Consider the following 15,865-nt stretch of genomic DNA (forward strand, 5'->3'; position numbering starts at 1 on the left):
TAAATATTTTTTTTGCTATATTTATTTGAATTTATTTGAATATATTTTATTATTTTTAAAATAACACGATGGAAAATAATATAATTCCTGAATTCTCAGAAGAATTGTTAAAAAATAAAATTCAAGAGCTGTCCGAGTTCATTAATGCTGTCCCCGAAATCTATTTAATAATAGATGAGGAAAGGAGAGTTGTTTTTGCAAATAAAGCGATGTATGATTTTTTCAAAGATAAGCAAATACATCAAGTTATTGGGAATAGATTAGGGCACTTGCTTAATTGTCGGCATGCAGCCGAATCAATATATGGTTGTGGTACAACTGAAACCTGTCAAACTTGTGGTGCTTTCAAAGCAATTGTTGAGAGCTTACACGGCAAAAATGTAGTACATGAATGTAGAATAGAGCAACACGAAACTGGAGATGCTCTTGATTTTCGAGTATGGGCAACCACATATGATTACAATGGGACTACATATTCAATATTAGCTTTATCAGATATTAGCGATGAAAAACGCCGTCAAGCACTTGAAAGAATTTTTTTTCACGATATTTTGAATACTGCTGGCGGATTGTATGGGATAGCTCAACTATTAAATGAGAGTCCAGATAATATTGATGAATTTAAAGATATCATTTTCAATCTATCTGAAAGATTAATTGAAGAGATTAACTCACAGAAATTGCTTTTATCCGCAGAGAAACATGAACTTGTTATTTCTATTGATGAAATTTACACGAGAAAATTAGTTGAAGAAATTGCATCTACTTACACAAAGAATTATCAAGTTAAAAATAAAAAAATCGATATTGATTCAAAGACTGTTGATATAAAGATTATTTCAGATAGAGCATTACTACGTAGAGTGCTTCTGAATATGCTGAAAAATGCAGTCGAAGCGACTCCAGCAAATGGAACTATTACTATCGGTTGTACAGAGCTTGAAAATGAAGTTGAATTTTGGGTCCATAATCCAGTTTACATCCCAAGAGAAATTCAACTACAAATATTTAAGCGCTCATTTTCGACGAAAGGGGCCGGCCGTGGTCTTGGCACATACAGCATGAAATTATTAAGTGAAAGATATTTAAATGGCAAAGTTTCATTCAGAAGTGACGAAGAGTTAGGAACCGTATTTATGGCACGCTATCCAATTGAAATTAAAAGAAACTATAATGTTTAGAAGAGTTACAATATTCTTTATAATATTATTAACTTCCTGTAATATTTTTCAGCCTAAGACTTCTACAATTAGGATCAAAGGTTCCGATACAATGTTGGGATTAGTTGAAATGCTTTCGCGTGAGTATATGAGATTACATCCGAATGTGGCAATATATGTTGACGGAGGAGGTTCGAAAAATGGGATTGCTTCACTTACAAGCAAAGAGATTGATATAGCTATGGTATCAAGATTACTCACACCTGATGAAATTGCTATGTTTGCAGCAGAAAATCAGTCAATCGGAATATCATACCTTATTGCAAAAGATGCTATTAGTATTTACATACATCCAGATAATCCTGTAAAAGACTTTACTATTGATAGATTAAGGAAAATATTTACTTGTAGAATTAATAATTGGAAAGAATTAGGAGGATTCGATCACATTATTAATTTATTCATAAGGAATCCGAATTCAGGAACATATTATTATTTTCAACAAATAGTACTAAACGGGGAATCATTTTGTTCGGCAGCTTCATCAGAATCTAATACAAATAAATTAGTTGGGAAAATTGCAAAGGACAAATATGCTATTGGTTTTGGAGGAATCGGATTTGATGACGGAGTTGAACATGCAAAAGTCAATGGAGTAGAACCAACAGAAGAAAATATAAGAAAAGATCTATATCCATTAAGCAGATATTTATATTTTATTACTTTAAAACAACCCGAAGGAGCAGTGAAAAATTTTATTGATTGGGTATTGAGTCATTATGCTCAATCGTTAATTAAACAATCCAGATATGTGCCAATTTGGAATATTACCTATTGATGAAGCAACTGCCAGTAGAATTAAAAAAACATTATCATAAGAATAGAGAATTAATAAAGAAACGTTTAAATGAATTTGCTGCGATACCAAAAGAAGTTTATTTCTACGAATTATGTTATTGTATCTGCACACCACAATCATCTGCTAAAAATGCCGAAAAAGTAGAACAAAAATTAATTGAAATGGATTTTTTAAATCAAGATATCAACCCTGTGGAATTGCTAGCCAAACGGGAACATTATATAAGATTTCATAATCAAAAATCAAAAAGATTAGTTGAAGCAAAAAACAAATATCCTAAATTACTGGAAATATTAGACAGTTCGATTGCCCCAATAGCAAAGAGAGAAAGAATTGTGGAATTAATAAAAGGAATTGGTTACAAAGAGGCATCACATTTTTTAAGGAACATTGGATATAAAAATTTAGCAATAATAGATAGACATTTGCTAAAAAATTTAATAAAATGTGGTATTATAGAAAGTATTCCGAAGTCAATCAGTAAAACTAAATATTTAGAAATAGAAGAGAAGTTCAAAGATTATGCTAAAAAAGTAAATATTTCACTTGATGAATTAGATTTGCTTTTTTGGAGTTATGAAACTGGAATGATATTAAAATAAAGGGTGCTCCTAAAGAACACCCTAATATTTATTGATTATCACTTTCTTTTGGGATTTCGAAGGTTAATTTGCCTTCATAAATTTCCTTCATAGCAAGGAAAGTTGGCTTCGGTAGTTTATCAAAATCACGACTAATTGAAATTTGGTCTAAATTTGCGCCTTCGGATTCGTCGGTATTTGGAATTATATCTGCCATTTTATTGTTAAGTTCATTTTTTATGTCGTCATTTATTTGTCTGGCACGCATTCCCATAGCAACAATCGATTGATAAATTGAACCTTTTTCGGATTCTTTCATTCGCACGATAACAGGATTGATAATATATTTTTCCATTTTCCCTCCATAAATTTATGGGATTAAAGATTACAAAAATAATAATAAAAAAAATAACAAAAAACTTTTTTTATTGGAATGAATTAATAATTTTGCTTTTTAAACTTGAAATAACAAATCAAAATGAAAAAACTATATTATTCTATTAGTGAAATATCAAAAATATTAGACGAAGAACAATATATTTTAAGATATTGGGAAAAAGAGTTTGATTTTTTGAAGCCGCGAAAAAATCGTGCGGGGAATAGAATATACTCAGAAAAAGATTTACAAACGCTCAAATTAATTAAATCCTTCATTCGTGAAGAAAAATTAAGCGTCAAAGAAGCAAATAATAGGCTGAAAAATCTATTAAAATCAAATGAAATAGAAAAATATATTCCCAACTCAATTGTTGAAGAATCGGGGACTAATTCCACAAATAAACAAACGAATAAAATAAACAAAGAGTTAAAGCAAGAATTGCTCTTAGTATTGCGAGATATGCTGAATTATCTTAAAAGTAATTAAGCTTTCGGTATAGCAACAGAATTCATACGTCCCATTATCCAAGCTACACGTCGATTTATATATGGCGTTGGTCGAGCTGGCGACCAACGGTGTGGATTTGGCAGAACAGCCGCAAGAAGTGCAGCCTCTCTTTTTGTTAAATTTCGGGCGTTTTTGCCCCAGAAATGTTGGGAAGCTGCCTCTACCCCATACAGCCCATCGCCGAATTCAATCACATTAGCATATACTTCAATAATACGCTTTTTGCCCCAGATATTCTCAATTAAAATTGTAAAATATGCTTCCAAGCCTTTTCTAACGTAATTACGCCAATGATATAAGAATGTGTTCTTTGCAGTTTGCATAGAAATAGTGCTTGCTCCGCGTTTTTTCTTTCCTTTATGAATTTCATTATATCGTTTTGCAGCTTCTATTGCTTTTCGGTCGAATCCATCATGTCTCATAAATTTAGCATCTTCGGCAGCAACAACCGCTCTGAAAAAATTTGGTGAAATATCCTCGAATGCAGCCCAATCTTGATTAATACCGACAAATTTTCCCTGAAATACACCTTCAATAGTCCGCATTACCATTGCAGGAGTAATTATAGGATTAATCCATTTTGTTAGTACAACTGCAATAATAGAAGAAGCAAAAAACAGTGCAATACTGTAAAATAAGTACTTAATGATTTTTTTGAACAACATTATACTTCCAAATATCTATCCAAACTTACAAAGATAAGAAATTGGATAGAGAAAAAACTTATGTTTTTTGTTCTTTTTTGCGAGCAGCTGGGAAGAGAATGTTGTTAAGAATTAGTCGGTAACCTGGAGAATTACGATGTAAATTCAAATCTGTTGGTGGATCGCCAACAGCGTGCTGATAATCTTCGGGGTCGTGTCCGCCATACCAAGTAAAGAAGCCTTTCCCAATATTTCCATAAATATATTTAACTTCATCAGTACCTTCTCTTTTGCCAAGTATGACAACTTTATCTTTAATCAAGCTTTCTCTAAAAGCAGTAGTTTGGCCCAAAAATCCTTTTATTACATTGACGTGATTTTGCGTAAGCATTGTTGGAACTGGGTCGTATTTTGCAGAAAATTCAAATAGAGTAAAGTAGTCTGCTTCTGGATTTTGTATCATAGTGGGACCGGTATCGATATCTGAATGTTCATAAATATATGGATCGAGAATTAGTTTAAAGTTTTCAAAAGCAAAAGTTTGGCTATAATCTAATTTTTCGTTTGCTCTGTGGTCGCAAGGGTCACCATCAAACATTACTTCGCAAATATCTACATTAAGAGCAGACAAAGCAATATCGTAAGTATCAGTTGCAGAACACATCGCAAAGAGAAAACCTCCTTCCTGAACGTATTTTTTGATGGCAAGAGCAACCTCTTTCTTCATTTCAGAGACCTTCCTAAAACCAAGTTTTTTCGCCATACTTTCATTAATTGAAACTTGCTGTATATACCACGGAGCAGTAGCAAAAGTAGCATAGAATTTGCCATATTGCCCAGTAAAGTCTTCGTGATGTAGATGTAGCCAATCGTATTCTTTTAGTTTCCCAGCCAATACTTCTTCGTCCCAAACCACATCGTATTTAACTTCTGCATATTCTAATGCAAGTCTTACAGCATCATCCCAAGGTGCATTTCCTGGTTGAACGTAAACAGCAATTTTAGGAGCTTTTTCGAGACGCACAGCATCCATATTAACCCCTTCGGATCTGACATAGCTTAATATTTCGTCTGCTTTAGATTGGCTGATTGCTTCGAACGAAATACCTCGAATACGGCACTCTGTTGCAACTCTGTCGTGATAATCCATCATAAACGAACCGCCACGGTAATTCAGCAACCATTCAGATTGTATTCCTTGATTGAGTGCCCAATAGACAAGACCATACGCTTTGAGATGATTTGTTTGTGCTAAATCCATAGGAATAACCATCACTTGCGATTTAAGCGAAATTGTCGAGATAAACAAGATTATGATTAGAAATATTTTTTTCATTTTATTTTTCCTTGAATTTATTACATATTCAGTTTTTACCAATAAATTAATATATTTGCTGTTTGTTTATCAATCAAAATATTAATTTGATGATTAAAATTTTAAAATTACTGAAAATCAATCAAAAAATTGTATTAGCATCAAAATCACCACGAAGAATCACTCTTCTTAAAAATTTAGGTTTGGAATTTGATGTAATTCCTTCAAATATTAACGAAAATATCAATGAAAAATTACAGCCTGCCGAATATGTTATGAAATTATCACGTTTAAAAGCTGAAAATATTTCGTCAATACTTGAAGGCAATGAAATAGTTATCGGAGCCGATACAACTGTATATTTAGATGGAAACTATCTGAATAAACCTAAGGATTGCGACGAAGCTTTTGAGATGCTAAAAAAGTTAAGCAGTAAAACTCATCAAGTTTATACAGGAATAACTTTAATAAACAAACACACAAAAAAAATTATCAGCGAATATTGCAAAACTGATGTAACTTTCAGAGAACTTACAGATGATGAAATATACGCGTATATTGAAAGTGGTTCTCCGATAGACAAAGCAGGTGCTTATGGCATTCAAGATGATTTTGGGGCAGTATTTGTTCGTCATATAAATGGTTGTTATTATAATATTGTTGGGCTTCCGATAGAGTTATTTTATAGAATGCTAAAAGAAGTTTTGCGATGAAACTATCAAAACACAACGGCTTTTACTTTTCGTTAGTTATTCCCTGGATAATCATATTGCTGATTTTTTGGATTTATCCCTTTGTATGGTCTATAGTTTTAAGTTTCGGAGATTATAATTCCCTATTGAACAGTTTCAAATTGACCGGATTAAAAAATTATGAAACAATTTTTCAAGATAAGCTTTTCTGGAAAGCATTGAAAAATACGATTATTTTTACATTCGGTACAGTTCCTGTTACAACTTCACTTGCAATTTTATTAGCAATGTTCATAAATTCAAGAATGACAAAATGGAAAAACTTTTTTAAGACAACGATTTTTATGCCATCTGTAACTTCATTAGTAGTCATTTCACTGATATTTATAAACTTATACTCGAAAAATGGATATATCAACTTGATTTTTAAATCTTTGGGATTACCTTTTCCTCACAATGGATGGCTACAAAGTACAGATTTTGCATTATCCGCAATAATGATAATGGATGTATGGATGTCTACGGGTTACTATACAGTGTTATTTTTGGCTGCATTACAAGCAATTCCAGAAGAGTATTATGATGCTGCTAAGATAATGGGAGCAAATTCCTGGAAAACTTTCTGGAGAATCACATTGCCATCTACTCGTTCAATGTTATTATTTATAGTAGTGATAAATACAATTAAATCATTCCAGATTTTTGTAGAAATTTATGTAATGACAAAAGGCGGGCCACTCAATTCAACAACAACACTTGTTTATTTAATTTATTCTTACGCATTCGAAAAAACTAACTTAATGGGGTATGCTTCAGCTATTGCGATAATATTATTTATTGTCTTGGCAATTTTATCATTTGTTCAATTTAAACTAATAAAAGAAAAATAGGCTGCCTTTTTAATTCAAGACAGCCTATAAATAATAGAAAATCTAAAAATTCTTTATTGTCTACTCATCATACGTTTAATTGATTGCATAAATTCTGCTTTAGAACGACTACCAACAATAGTTTCAAAAATATTACCATCTTTGTCGATAAGAAAAGTAGTAGGCACTGCTTGAATACCACCATAAGCACCAGCAATTTTCATTCTAAGAGGACTTGCAGATGGGACAACTACATTCAAATAATTAATTCCGTTGGCAGCGACGAACTCAGAGACATTTTTGCCAGCTGATTCGAAATCTGGTTGTCTTTCTAATGCAACACCGATAACGACTAATTCATCTTTCAATTCTTTTTGTATTTCAATTATTTCAGGAATCTCACGTCTGCAAGGAGGACACCAGGTTCCCCAAAAATTTAAAAATATATATTTCCCTTTTGCATAATTTTTGATTGAAACGTTTTTATCAAGGTTTTTGTAGAAAAAATCCACTAATTTATTTTCAGCACGTTCACCAACTTCCGATAATTCAAAAACTCCAGGTGAAATTATTCCTTTATTATTTGAATTAGCCTCTTGTTTTATTTGAACATTTTCAGTATTTTTAGGTTGGTTGTCTTTCTTTTGCTGAGTGCAAGCAGACTGAGAAAAAGCAATAATAAACGAGAAAGCAAGGATCAAGAAAATTTTTGTGTTGTTTGTCATAAATAAACCCTTTAATTATTAATAATTATTGACGATATTTATTAAGTGATTAACGTATTTGTTGTGACTATTATTTTAAAATATTACCAAAAAGGAATATTTTTTTTCGTATTTTAAAATATTAATAATAAACAATAGTGGCACAATTATTGAGTAATCTTAAATTAAAACTTTAGAGAAAAAATGGGCAAGAATTTCAACATATATATAATTGATGATGAAAAGCAAATAGTGTTTTCACTATGGAAAATTATTAATAAATTATATCCGAATATTGAAGTAAAGCTTTTTACAGACTCACTAAGCGCCTGGGAAGCGTTAATGAAAGAGGAAAATACTTCAATTGTAATATGTGATTTAATAATGCCTGGAATGACTGGTTTGCAACTATTGAGAAAAATCAAAACTACTGAAAATACAAAGAATTTTTATTTTATTGCAATGTCGTCGAGCATAGAACCAGAAGTTAATATAAAAACTATTCAGCAAGGTGCTGATGATTTTTTAGTAAAGCCATTTTCGGTAGATGTATTTTTAGCTAAGGTGCGTGCTGCAATTAGAGTGGTTAAAATGATTAATTCAGAAGAGGACTACAAAGAAAAGATGAATGCATATGAGCAAGAGCTTGATAAAGCAGCACAGGCTATGATTGAACAAATTAAAAGATTTATTGAAATACGAATGCCGGAATTAGTTAAAAGACTGCCTAGAATTATTGAAGCTTCTGAGTTTATTGGCAAAGAATTGTGTGAAACAATGCAAGAGGTCGAAAATATTAAGAAAGCGGCAGAATTATGTTTTTGTGGTAGAATAGGCTTAAATGAAAAGATTGTGGGAGCACCTGCAATGGCAAAAGGTATGGTTACCAAACCAGAGATGCTTGATATTCCCAAAAATTCGCGCGAAATGCTGTCACAAATCAAAGGAACCGAAAATATTGAACCAATTATTTATCATATATATGAAAACTTCGATGGAACGGGTTTCCCTGAGGGGAAAAAATCATGGGAAATTCCACTTGGTTCAAGGATTTTGCGTGTGGCATTAGATTTTGAAGAACTAATGAAAAAAAATGCTGATAACCCTTCGAAAACAATTGAACAAATGTTTATAGAAGCAAGAAGGTTATATGACCACAGAGTAATCACTTTCTATGATCAATATCTCGCATCGAGAGAAGTTTCGCGCGTTCTTGGAGTTAGGGGACGCGAATACGTTGTTGCAATTCACGAGCTGGACGAAACAATGACAACGGCTCGCCATATTGTAACAGAATCAGGGCTAATACTTGTTGCCCCAAATGTAAATTTGAACGAAGAAAGAATTGAGCGTATAAGAACAATTAATAGAACTGACCCAATATTAGGTAAAATTTATATTAGGAATAAGTAACTATTCCCATACATAAACTAATTGAGCATATACTCCACGCTTAGTATGCAATCCAACTCCAATTCCAATGTTATCAGATAAATAATAATTTGCACCGGCACCAAATGCAATGCCTTGACTATTTTCAACTTTATACCTGTATCTACCTAATACTTGCCCATTAGTGTTCACTTGCTTTGCTAAAACTGAATCTTGTTGAGTATAGTAACCAATACTACCAAAGAAATTCCAAGGGAACATTTCATAATGAATCGCGCCGTCGAATGTAACAATTATTCCAGTATGTTTCTCTTCGACAAATCCGTTTGGCAAAGGTTGAGATGGATTTAGATTAACTCCTGTCGGTGGAATACTTGAATATTTAGGAATTTTGTTTGCAAAACCAACAACTCCAATCGATAGGCTTGCAATCCAATATCGGAAACCAAATCCCATACTAAGTCCATCAGAACCGCCGCCAAAATCGAACATAAGTCCTTTAAGCATTAAATTATCGTTTTCCGGAGGTTGAGCATTAGCAATATAATTGTGCGTGAAGAATGAGAAGATTAGAATTAAAGTAATAATTTTTTTCATAGCAATTCTCAATATAGTATGACAACAATTTTAAAGTATTTGAATTAGTAATCTTAATTAAAAATAAAGATTTTTTTGTAAATTGAATAATAATTTCAATAATAATTTATTAAAGAATGAGACGATTATCTTTTTTTATTGTAATTTTTGTATTAATAAATGCAATTTCCTGCACCAAAACTTCTTTTTCATCACAACAAACAAATTTTCTTGAAAATCAAGATACTTTTAAGAATATAATTGCTATTTTGCTTGAAAAAGGGACAGATACAAATTTTATATATCATCTGTTATCGAATGGTAAAACTCAATTCAGTGAAAAATACGTCAAAATAAATGTTACGGGATATTTAAGTAAGACAGATTACTCACACTTTTACAATAGTAGTTCGATTAATAGTACAAAAGAATTTATAGTAAAGAATCGCGAAATATTGGAACAAGCAGAAAGGCAATACGCGGTACCTAAGGAAATAATTGCTTCGATTTTATGGGTTGAAACAAGGTTTGGTAATTTTTTAGGCACGCATCATATTGTCAGCGTGTTTCTCTCGACGGCAATGTGCAATGAACCAGAGTATATAAAGCTAAACGAAAAAGAAATAGAACTTAAATTTCCTGATGACAAGAAAAAACAAGATAGTTTAAAAATTGTCCTTAAAGAAAGATCAGAAAAAAAGTCTCAATGGGCAATTAATGAAATACTTGCATTAGAAACTATGAGAAATCGTTATAAAGTACCGATTGGAGATATTTACGGTTCGTGGGCTGGAGCGTTTGGAATTCCGCAGTTTTTGCCATCATCTTACATCAAGTATGCAATTGATGGAAACAATGATGGTGTAGTTGATTTATTTAATTTATCAGATGCTGTTTTCTCTGTGGCAAACTATTTGAAAAGCTACGGATGGAGCGAAAAGCCAAGCGAACAAAGAAGAGCAATATTTTCATACAATAATAGCACAGCGTATGTAGAAGCAGTGCTAAAACTTGCTGAATTTGCAAAATAAAACCCCCAAAAGGGGGCTTTGTGGCGTTTCCACCAAGTCGAAAACATAATTGGGGGGAATTAAGGTTTTCGACTAAATAGTTTTAATTGTAGAACGAACAACTCCCCAGATTTTGAGATTGTCGTTTTTCCCAACAATTATCGGTAAATAGTTCGGATTTTCAGAAATCAATGTTACACAATGCTCCTCAAATTTAATTTTCTTAACCACAAGTTTTGAATTGATTTCTGCGACAACTATATCGCCATTTTTCACTGTTTTATATTTATCAACAAGTAAAATATCTCCATTATGAATGGAAGCACCAACCATTGAATCGCCTTTAACGCGAATTAAGAAGCAACTTTCTGGATTATCAACTACGTATGAAGCAATATTAAAATTACTGTAGGAGAATGTATAAGTATTATTAAAAGAATCATCACCGAATAGTTTAATATTGTATTGCTTTTTCTCTACATCAAATTTTTCGAAAACCCTCATTGTTCCCTCGTAAATATATATACAATCATACGATATCATTTTTTGTGCCAAATTTTTAAATAACAACGAAAAATATGTTGATATTTAAAAAATTATTATAAAAAATGAGGGAAAAACGTTTGAAAGATTGAGCGAAAGACGAGACTCGAACTCGCGACCCCAACCTTGGCAAGGTTGTGCTCTACCAACTGAGCTACTTTCGCTTCTTGCACAAAGAACTGGCACAAAAATAAGAAGTGTTCAGGAAAATAGCAAAAAATTTGTGTTGTGAATGCATAAATTTCAGTTAGTAGTATAATTTTTTATTGGCTTCAAAAGCAGCATTATGCAAAAGAAACACAGAAGAATAAACTATTTTTCATATTAATACTTCTTATATAAGAAAAGGAGTAATTTTTGTGCTAACAATTGAAAAGCAGATATTAGTGGTCAATACTATTGTTGACTCGCTTGAAGAGCTTAACAAAATATTGAGAATGAACACAAAAATATCCGAACAAATTCATTCAACAATTGGTGAAATTCTCAGGTTTATGGGAAAAGTATTAAAGAATTTACCTGAAATGCTTATTTCTAAAAAGAAGATTATGTATAATAAACAAGATATTATTTATTTTTATGACGAAATGATGAAAGCCTGGCAAGATTTTTTTGAAAATCGTGATAATTTTTTCAATTCTTACGAAACTTTTTCGCTAATATGGAAAGATTATCAAAAATTGCTAAATAATCTTGAAAATAGCGCAACTACAATATATATTTCACTGAATTAAGATAGGATCCTTTAAAAATGAGTTATTATGGATTTAGAAGATTTAGCCTGTTTCCGCCAGTAATAAAGACTATAATGCTGATAAATGTTATAGTTTTTATTGTTCAGCATTTGATGCTATCAATTTTTACAATTGGTGGAGTGCCTCTTGATAGGATAATTATTTATTATTTCGCATTGCAACCATTTTTCGATGGTTCTGATATTATCACGAATAATACATTCTATATTTGGCAATTACTAACATATCAATTTCTACACGCTAATTTTTGGCATATTTTCTTTAATATGTTTGTTTTGTGGATGTTTGGGACAGAACTCGAAGATGAGTGGGGACAAGGTAAATTTTTAGCGTTTTATCTATTATCAGGTATTGGAGCGGGAATAACGCATTTAATTGCAAGCCCAATGTTGGGAACAATTGCACCAACTGTGGGTGCGTCGGGAGCAATTTATGGAATTTTGTTAGCTTTTGGGCTTTCCTATCCAGATAGACCAATATATATGTTCCCATTTTTCATCCCTATTAAAGCTAAAATTTTCGTTATTGTGATGATTGCAATAGAACTAATTTTTGGTTTTTCAGTTAACGACCAGATTGCACGGTTCGCACATTTAGGTGGAGCAGCAACAGGATTTTTTCTCTTAAAATTCGGTGATAAACTTGGAATTTACGCTGTAGCTGAAAGACTCTTTAGACGAAAAGCACCCAAAAAATATGATTTTGATGATTATTTCACACAACGAACCAAGTTTGAGAAAGAACCCAAAGTTTATTCATTCACTAATAAACCCGACAATTTAAACTATACAATTTGCAAAGAGGAGACACCTTCTTCCACGAAAATTGTAATTACTATTAACGGTGAAAACATTACTCAAAACCAAATTGATGAAATACTTGATAAAATTTCTGCAAGCGGTTATCAAAGTCTTACAGACAGAGAAAAGCATATCCTTATTGAATTAAGCAAGAAGTTGTAGAAATGCAATTTGAAAGAAAAATCACAAAAAAAATATTGGTCGGCGACATAGAGATTGGTGGTGGCTCGCCTATCACTATTCAAACAATGACGAAAACAAGAACATCAGATACAATTGCAACCTTGAAACAAATTGAACAGGTAGCACTTGCAGGCGCTGATATTGTACGAGTAACAGTAAATGATGAAGAAGCCGCTAATGCAATGAAAGAAATATGCAAGCTTTCCCCTATTCCAGTAGTTGCAGATATACATTTTAATTACATATTTGCAATGAAATCGATTGAAGCTGGTGTTGCAAAAGTACGAATTAATCCTGGGAATATTGGTTCGAACGAAAGAATTAAAAAAGTGCTTGATGCAGCAAAGATAAATAGAATCCCTATTAGAATTGGTGTGAACTCAGGTTCGTTGGAAAAAGATATTTTGGAGAAGTATGGTCATCCAACAGCAGAGGCTTTGGCTGAAAGTGCTATGCGGCACGTTCAAATAGCAAATGATTTTAATTTTGATGATATATGCATATCTGTAAAATCCACAAGTGTGAAGTTAACTATTGAAGCTTATCGATTGTTATCAGAAAAGACTAATTATCCTTTGCATCTGGGAGTTACCGAAGCAGGAACTTTTTTAAGTGGGACAATAAAATCTGCGGTTGGAATTGGCAGTCTGCTTGCAGAAGGTATAGGCGACACAATCAGGGTTTCATTAACAGACGACCCAGTTCGAGAAGTCGAAGTTGCACGAGAAATTTTACAATCACTTGACCTAAAAGAAAAATATATTGAAATTATTTCTTGTCCAACTTGTGGTAGATTACAGGTTGATCTAATTCCAATTGCAAAACAATTGCAGGAAAAAGTTCGTCCTATTAAAAAAAAGATTAAAGTAGCATTAATGGGTTGTGCAGTAAATGGTCCAGGGGAAGCAAAAGAAGCAGATATTGGAGTTGCTTGCGGCAACGGAGAAGCATTGCTTTTCAAGAAGGGAGAAATAATTGGTAAAATCCCAGAAGAGAAAATATTAGAAATATTAATAGAAGAAATTGAAAAATACTAATCATAAAGGTGAAATATGCCTTTTAAAAACATTCTAATACCGACTGATTTTTTCGAGGGATTTGAAGTAGCATTAGAATATGCTAAAAAAATTGCAGAGTGTGGCAATTCTACTTTGCATATTCTGCACGTTATTGAACCGTCGTTGTATCCATCTGATATGGGATTCGGTCATTTAAGTTATGTTGATATAGAAAAAGAATTAATGAATAGCTCAAAATCAGAAATAGAAAAGATTGAACAATCATTATCTGCTGAAAATTATAAGGTTAAGACAACAATACTTTTCGGTAGAGCTTCTGACCAAATAGTTGAATATGCCAAAAACAATAATATCGACATAATTTGCATTACAACCACGGGCAGAAGTTCATTCGATAGGTTTATTTTTGGTAGCACTACCGAAAAAGTATTACGCAAAGCAGAATGTCCGGTTTTATCGATTAAAATACCAGTAAAATCAAATGATTAAGAATATTGTTATTGACTTTGGGAATGTTATCTATAAAGTTGATTTGCTTGCAGCACACAGAAAGTATTATGAAATTGCTAAAAGCACTGGTGTATTACTCGATTTCAATATTTTAAATGGTATAATAGATAAATATGAATGCGGTAAAATAAATACAAATGAATTTAGAAATAATATCAGGAATTTGCTTCGTTGGAAAGCATCAGATGAAGAATTTGATTTAGTATGGAATAGTATATTAATCGAACCATTTGAATATTCGGAAGAAGCAATAAATAAACTTTCAGAAAAATGTAATCTATATTTGCTCAGCAACACAAGTCCATTGCATTACGAGAGATTTTATAATGAAATGAAGCAAATTTTTAATAAGTTCAATAAACTATATTTTTCATTTCAAGTAGGATATAAAAAGCCTTCCGCTCCGATATACAAACACACCCTTAGAGAATCACAAATAATCGCACAAGAAACAATATTCCTTGATGATATTCAAGAAAATATTGATAAGTTCGTTTTGTTAGGTGTTCAGGGAATTAAAATTTCAGACAATTTTACATTAAAAGATTTTGCATTAAGTTTTTAATTTTTACATATTTTCATTATTTTTGTATTTATTTAATCGAAAAATAATTATGATTGTATTAATTACCGGTGCTACATCCGGAATTGGGAGGGCTTGTTGCTACGAATTTGCATCGAAAGGTGCAGATTTAATTATTTTAGCACGCCGCAAAGAGAAACTCAATGAAATTGCATCTGATATTCAAAGCAAATTCAATGTCAAAGTGATTACTCGTGTATGTGATGTTCGGCACTTTCAGCAAGTGAAAGAAACTATTGATAGTTTGCCTGCCGAATGGAAAGCAATTGATGTATTAATTAATAATGCGGGACTAGCGAGAGGATTAGAGAAAATCCAGGATGGATTTATTGAGAAATGGGAAGAAATGATAGATACTAACGTAAAAGGACTATTATACGTAACTCGTTGTATATTGCCGATAATGATTGAAAGAAATTATGGTGATATTATTAATATTGGTTCAATTGCAGGACACGAGGTTTATCCAGGAGGCAACGTATATTGTGGCACAAAATTTGCGGAACGTGCAATCTCGAAAGGAATGACTATTGACACAAATGGTTATAATATTAGAGTATGTAGTATAGACCCAGGGATGGTTGAAACTGAATTCTCATTGGTTAGGTTTGATAACGATGCAGAGCGTGCTGCAAATGTTTATAAAGGACTTGAAGCACTGAAAGGCAAAGATATTGCTCGAATTGCTTCATTTATTGTGCAACAACCACGCCACGTAAATATTCAAAGCATTGTGTTGACACCAACACAGCAGGCGACTGCAACTATTGTTTCGAGGAAATAA

At 32.2% G+C, this 15,865-nt stretch carries 20 protein-coding genes and 1 tRNA gene; 14 read left to right on the plus strand and 7 right to left on the minus strand.

Annotated elements, in window-relative coordinates; translation table 11 throughout:
• Nucleotides 1–68 precede the first annotated feature (68 nt).
• Genes AC6QZF_RS07710 through AC6QZF_RS07720 form a run of 3 tightly spaced genes read left to right on the plus strand, consistent with a single transcriptional unit; the run spans nt 69 to nt 2,621 of the window.
• Nucleotides 69–1,181 carry an ATP-binding protein gene (locus tag AC6QZF_RS07710; protein WP_499799301.1) on the plus strand — a complete coding sequence of 371 codons (1,113 nt, stop codon included), beginning with the start codon at nt 69–71 and terminating at the stop codon, nt 1,179–1,181.
• Entirely contained in the window at nt 1,174–1,998 is an 825-nt protein-coding gene (locus AC6QZF_RS07715) for a PstS family phosphate ABC transporter substrate-binding protein (RefSeq protein WP_499799302.1), read from the plus strand. Before AC6QZF_RS07710 ends, AC6QZF_RS07715 begins: the two co-directional genes overlap by 8 nt.
• Nucleotides 1,998–2,621 (plus strand): N-glycosylase/DNA lyase, encoded by a 624-nt coding sequence (locus tag AC6QZF_RS07720; RefSeq protein WP_499799303.1) that lies wholly within the window; start codon nt 1,998–2,000, stop codon nt 2,619–2,621. The genes AC6QZF_RS07715 and AC6QZF_RS07720 overlap by 1 nt, the downstream gene beginning before the upstream one ends.
• A 28-nt stretch (nt 2,622–2,649) precedes the next feature.
• Here AC6QZF_RS07720 and AC6QZF_RS07725 read toward each other — a convergent pair whose 3' ends face one another.
• Nucleotides 2,650–2,955, minus strand: coding sequence for a DNA-directed RNA polymerase subunit omega (locus AC6QZF_RS07725; protein WP_499799304.1), 306 nt, complete (start codon nt 2,953–2,955; stop codon nt 2,650–2,652).
• A gap of 123 nt (nt 2,956–3,078) precedes the next feature.
• Between AC6QZF_RS07725 and AC6QZF_RS07730 the strand changes: the two genes are divergently transcribed.
• Entirely contained in the window at nt 3,079–3,465 is a 387-nt protein-coding gene (locus tag AC6QZF_RS07730) for a MerR family transcriptional regulator (RefSeq protein ID WP_499799305.1), read from the plus strand.
• On the opposite strand, the gene mtgA is transcribed toward AC6QZF_RS07730, so the two are convergent.
• Both mtgA and AC6QZF_RS07740 read right to left on the minus strand, forming a co-directional pair.
• Entirely contained in the window at nt 3,462–4,151 is a 690-nt protein-coding gene (gene mtgA / locus AC6QZF_RS07735) for a monofunctional biosynthetic peptidoglycan transglycosylase (protein ID WP_499799306.1), read from the minus strand. The two genes, AC6QZF_RS07730 and mtgA, sit on opposite strands and share 4 nt — an antisense overlap.
• A gap of 58 nt (nt 4,152–4,209) precedes the next feature.
• Nucleotides 4,210–5,466: an asparagine synthetase B gene (locus AC6QZF_RS07740; RefSeq protein ID WP_499799307.1), complete on the minus strand. Its 1,257-nt coding sequence runs from the start codon at nt 5,464–5,466 to the stop codon at nt 4,210–4,212.
• Nucleotides 5,467–5,555: 89 nt separating this feature from the next.
• Here AC6QZF_RS07740 and AC6QZF_RS07745 point away from each other — a divergent pair, with 89 nt between their 5' ends.
• Both AC6QZF_RS07745 and AC6QZF_RS07750 read left to right on the plus strand, forming a co-directional pair.
• Entirely contained in the window at nt 5,556–6,158 is a 603-nt protein-coding gene (locus AC6QZF_RS07745; RefSeq protein ID WP_499799308.1) for a Maf family protein, read from the plus strand.
• Between the two features lie 125 nt (nt 6,159–6,283).
• A complete protein-coding gene (locus AC6QZF_RS07750; RefSeq protein ID WP_499799309.1) occupies nt 6,284–7,027 on the plus strand; it encodes a carbohydrate ABC transporter permease in 744 nt (247 codons plus the stop codon).
• Between the two features lie 53 nt (nt 7,028–7,080).
• On the opposite strand, the gene AC6QZF_RS07755 is transcribed toward AC6QZF_RS07750, so the two are convergent.
• On the minus strand, nt 7,081–7,731 hold the full coding sequence (locus AC6QZF_RS07755; RefSeq protein ID WP_499799310.1) for a TlpA family protein disulfide reductase: 651 nt from the start codon (nt 7,729–7,731) through the stop codon (nt 7,081–7,083).
• A gap of 183 nt (nt 7,732–7,914) precedes the next feature.
• On the opposite strand from AC6QZF_RS07755, the gene AC6QZF_RS07760 reads away from it, so the two are divergent.
• Nucleotides 7,915–9,123 (plus strand): response regulator, encoded by a 1,209-nt coding sequence (locus AC6QZF_RS07760; protein ID WP_499799311.1) that lies wholly within the window; start codon nt 7,915–7,917, stop codon nt 9,121–9,123.
• Here AC6QZF_RS07760 and AC6QZF_RS07765 read toward each other — a convergent pair whose 3' ends face one another.
• Nucleotides 9,124–9,699: a hypothetical protein gene (locus AC6QZF_RS07765; RefSeq protein WP_499799312.1), complete on the minus strand. Its 576-nt coding sequence runs from the start codon at nt 9,697–9,699 to the stop codon at nt 9,124–9,126. It lies immediately after the preceding gene.
• A gap of 116 nt (nt 9,700–9,815) precedes the next feature.
• On the opposite strand from AC6QZF_RS07765, the gene AC6QZF_RS07770 reads away from it, so the two are divergent.
• Nucleotides 9,816–10,709: a lytic murein transglycosylase gene (locus AC6QZF_RS07770; RefSeq protein ID WP_499799313.1), complete on the plus strand. Its 894-nt coding sequence runs from the start codon at nt 9,816–9,818 to the stop codon at nt 10,707–10,709.
• Nucleotides 10,710–10,781: 72 nt separating this feature from the next.
• Here AC6QZF_RS07770 and AC6QZF_RS07775 read toward each other — a convergent pair whose 3' ends face one another.
• Entirely contained in the window at nt 10,782–11,192 is a 411-nt protein-coding gene (locus AC6QZF_RS07775; protein WP_499799314.1) for a LexA family protein, read from the minus strand.
• A 130-nt stretch (nt 11,193–11,322) separates the two neighbouring features.
• Nucleotides 11,323–11,395: transfer RNA gene (locus tag AC6QZF_RS07780), tRNA-Gly, on the minus strand.
• 195 nt (nt 11,396–11,590) lie between these two features.
• Between AC6QZF_RS07780 and AC6QZF_RS07785 the strand changes: the two genes are divergently transcribed.
• Genes AC6QZF_RS07785 through AC6QZF_RS07810 form a run of 6 tightly spaced genes read left to right on the plus strand, consistent with a single transcriptional unit; the run spans nt 11,591 to nt 15,865 of the window.
• On the plus strand, nt 11,591–11,965 hold the full coding sequence (locus AC6QZF_RS07785; RefSeq protein WP_499799315.1) for a hypothetical protein: 375 nt from the start codon (nt 11,591–11,593) through the stop codon (nt 11,963–11,965).
• A gap of 17 nt (nt 11,966–11,982) precedes the next feature.
• Nucleotides 11,983–12,948, plus strand: a complete 966-nt coding sequence (locus AC6QZF_RS07790; RefSeq protein ID WP_499799316.1) for a rhomboid family intramembrane serine protease — start codon at nt 11,983–11,985, stop codon at nt 12,946–12,948.
• Nucleotides 12,949–12,950: 2 nt separating this feature from the next.
• Nucleotides 12,951–14,006, plus strand: coding sequence for a flavodoxin-dependent (E)-4-hydroxy-3-methylbut-2-enyl-diphosphate synthase (gene ispG, locus AC6QZF_RS07795; protein WP_499799317.1), 1,056 nt, complete (start codon nt 12,951–12,953; stop codon nt 14,004–14,006).
• A 15-nt stretch (nt 14,007–14,021) separates the two neighbouring features.
• Complete coding sequence (locus AC6QZF_RS07800; RefSeq protein WP_499799318.1) at nt 14,022–14,477, plus strand: universal stress protein; 456 nt, start codon at nt 14,022–14,024, stop codon at nt 14,475–14,477.
• Nucleotides 14,470–15,063 carry an HAD-IA family hydrolase gene (locus AC6QZF_RS07805; protein WP_499799319.1) on the plus strand — a complete coding sequence of 198 codons (594 nt, stop codon included), beginning with the start codon at nt 14,470–14,472 and terminating at the stop codon, nt 15,061–15,063. Before AC6QZF_RS07800 ends, AC6QZF_RS07805 begins: the two co-directional genes overlap by 8 nt.
• A 49-nt stretch (nt 15,064–15,112) precedes the next feature.
• Nucleotides 15,113–15,865, plus strand: a complete 753-nt coding sequence (locus AC6QZF_RS07810; protein WP_499799320.1) for an SDR family NAD(P)-dependent oxidoreductase — start codon at nt 15,113–15,115, stop codon at nt 15,863–15,865.

The organism is Eximiradius sp., assembly GCA_937127445.1.
GTDB lineage: Bacteria > Bacteroidota > Ignavibacteria > Kapaibacteriales > UBA2268 > JAKIZO01.

Coding starts and splice junctions, on each gene's coding strand:
- AC6QZF_RS07710 (WP_499799301.1), top strand. CDS start 69: ATGGAAAATAATATAATTCCTGAATTCTCAGAAGAATTGTTAAAAAAT.
- AC6QZF_RS07715 (WP_499799302.1), top strand. CDS start 1,174: ATGTTTAGAAGAGTTACAATATTCTTTATAATATTATTAACTTCCTGT.
- AC6QZF_RS07720 (WP_499799303.1), top strand. CDS start 1,998: ATGAAGCAACTGCCAGTAGAATTAAAAAAACATTATCATAAGAATAGA.
- AC6QZF_RS07725 (WP_499799304.1), bottom strand. CDS start 2,955: ATGGAAAAATATATTATCAATCCTGTTATCGTGCGAATGAAAGAATCC.
- AC6QZF_RS07730 (WP_499799305.1), top strand. CDS start 3,079: ATGAAAAAACTATATTATTCTATTAGTGAAATATCAAAAATATTAGAC.
- mtgA (WP_499799306.1), bottom strand. CDS start 4,151: ATGTTGTTCAAAAAAATCATTAAGTACTTATTTTACAGTATTGCACTG.
- AC6QZF_RS07740 (WP_499799307.1), bottom strand. CDS start 5,466: ATGAAAAAAATATTTCTAATCATAATCTTGTTTATCTCGACAATTTCG.
- AC6QZF_RS07745 (WP_499799308.1), top strand. CDS start 5,556: ATGATTAAAATTTTAAAATTACTGAAAATCAATCAAAAAATTGTATTA.
- AC6QZF_RS07755 (WP_499799310.1), bottom strand. CDS start 7,731: ATGACAAACAACACAAAAATTTTCTTGATCCTTGCTTTCTCGTTTATT.
- AC6QZF_RS07760 (WP_499799311.1), top strand. CDS start 7,915: ATGGGCAAGAATTTCAACATATATATAATTGATGATGAAAAGCAAATA.
- AC6QZF_RS07765 (WP_499799312.1), bottom strand. CDS start 9,699: ATGAAAAAAATTATTACTTTAATTCTAATCTTCTCATTCTTCACGCAC.
- AC6QZF_RS07770 (WP_499799313.1), top strand. CDS start 9,816: ATGAGACGATTATCTTTTTTTATTGTAATTTTTGTATTAATAAATGCA.
- AC6QZF_RS07775 (WP_499799314.1), bottom strand. CDS start 11,192: ATGAGGGTTTTCGAAAAATTTGATGTAGAGAAAAAGCAATACAATATT.
- AC6QZF_RS07790 (WP_499799316.1), top strand. CDS start 11,983: ATGAGTTATTATGGATTTAGAAGATTTAGCCTGTTTCCGCCAGTAATA.
- ispG (WP_499799317.1), top strand. CDS start 12,951: ATGCAATTTGAAAGAAAAATCACAAAAAAAATATTGGTCGGCGACATA.
- AC6QZF_RS07800 (WP_499799318.1), top strand. CDS start 14,022: ATGCCTTTTAAAAACATTCTAATACCGACTGATTTTTTCGAGGGATTT.
- AC6QZF_RS07805 (WP_499799319.1), top strand. CDS start 14,470: ATGATTAAGAATATTGTTATTGACTTTGGGAATGTTATCTATAAAGTT.
- AC6QZF_RS07810 (WP_499799320.1), top strand. CDS start 15,113: ATGATTGTATTAATTACCGGTGCTACATCCGGAATTGGGAGGGCTTGT.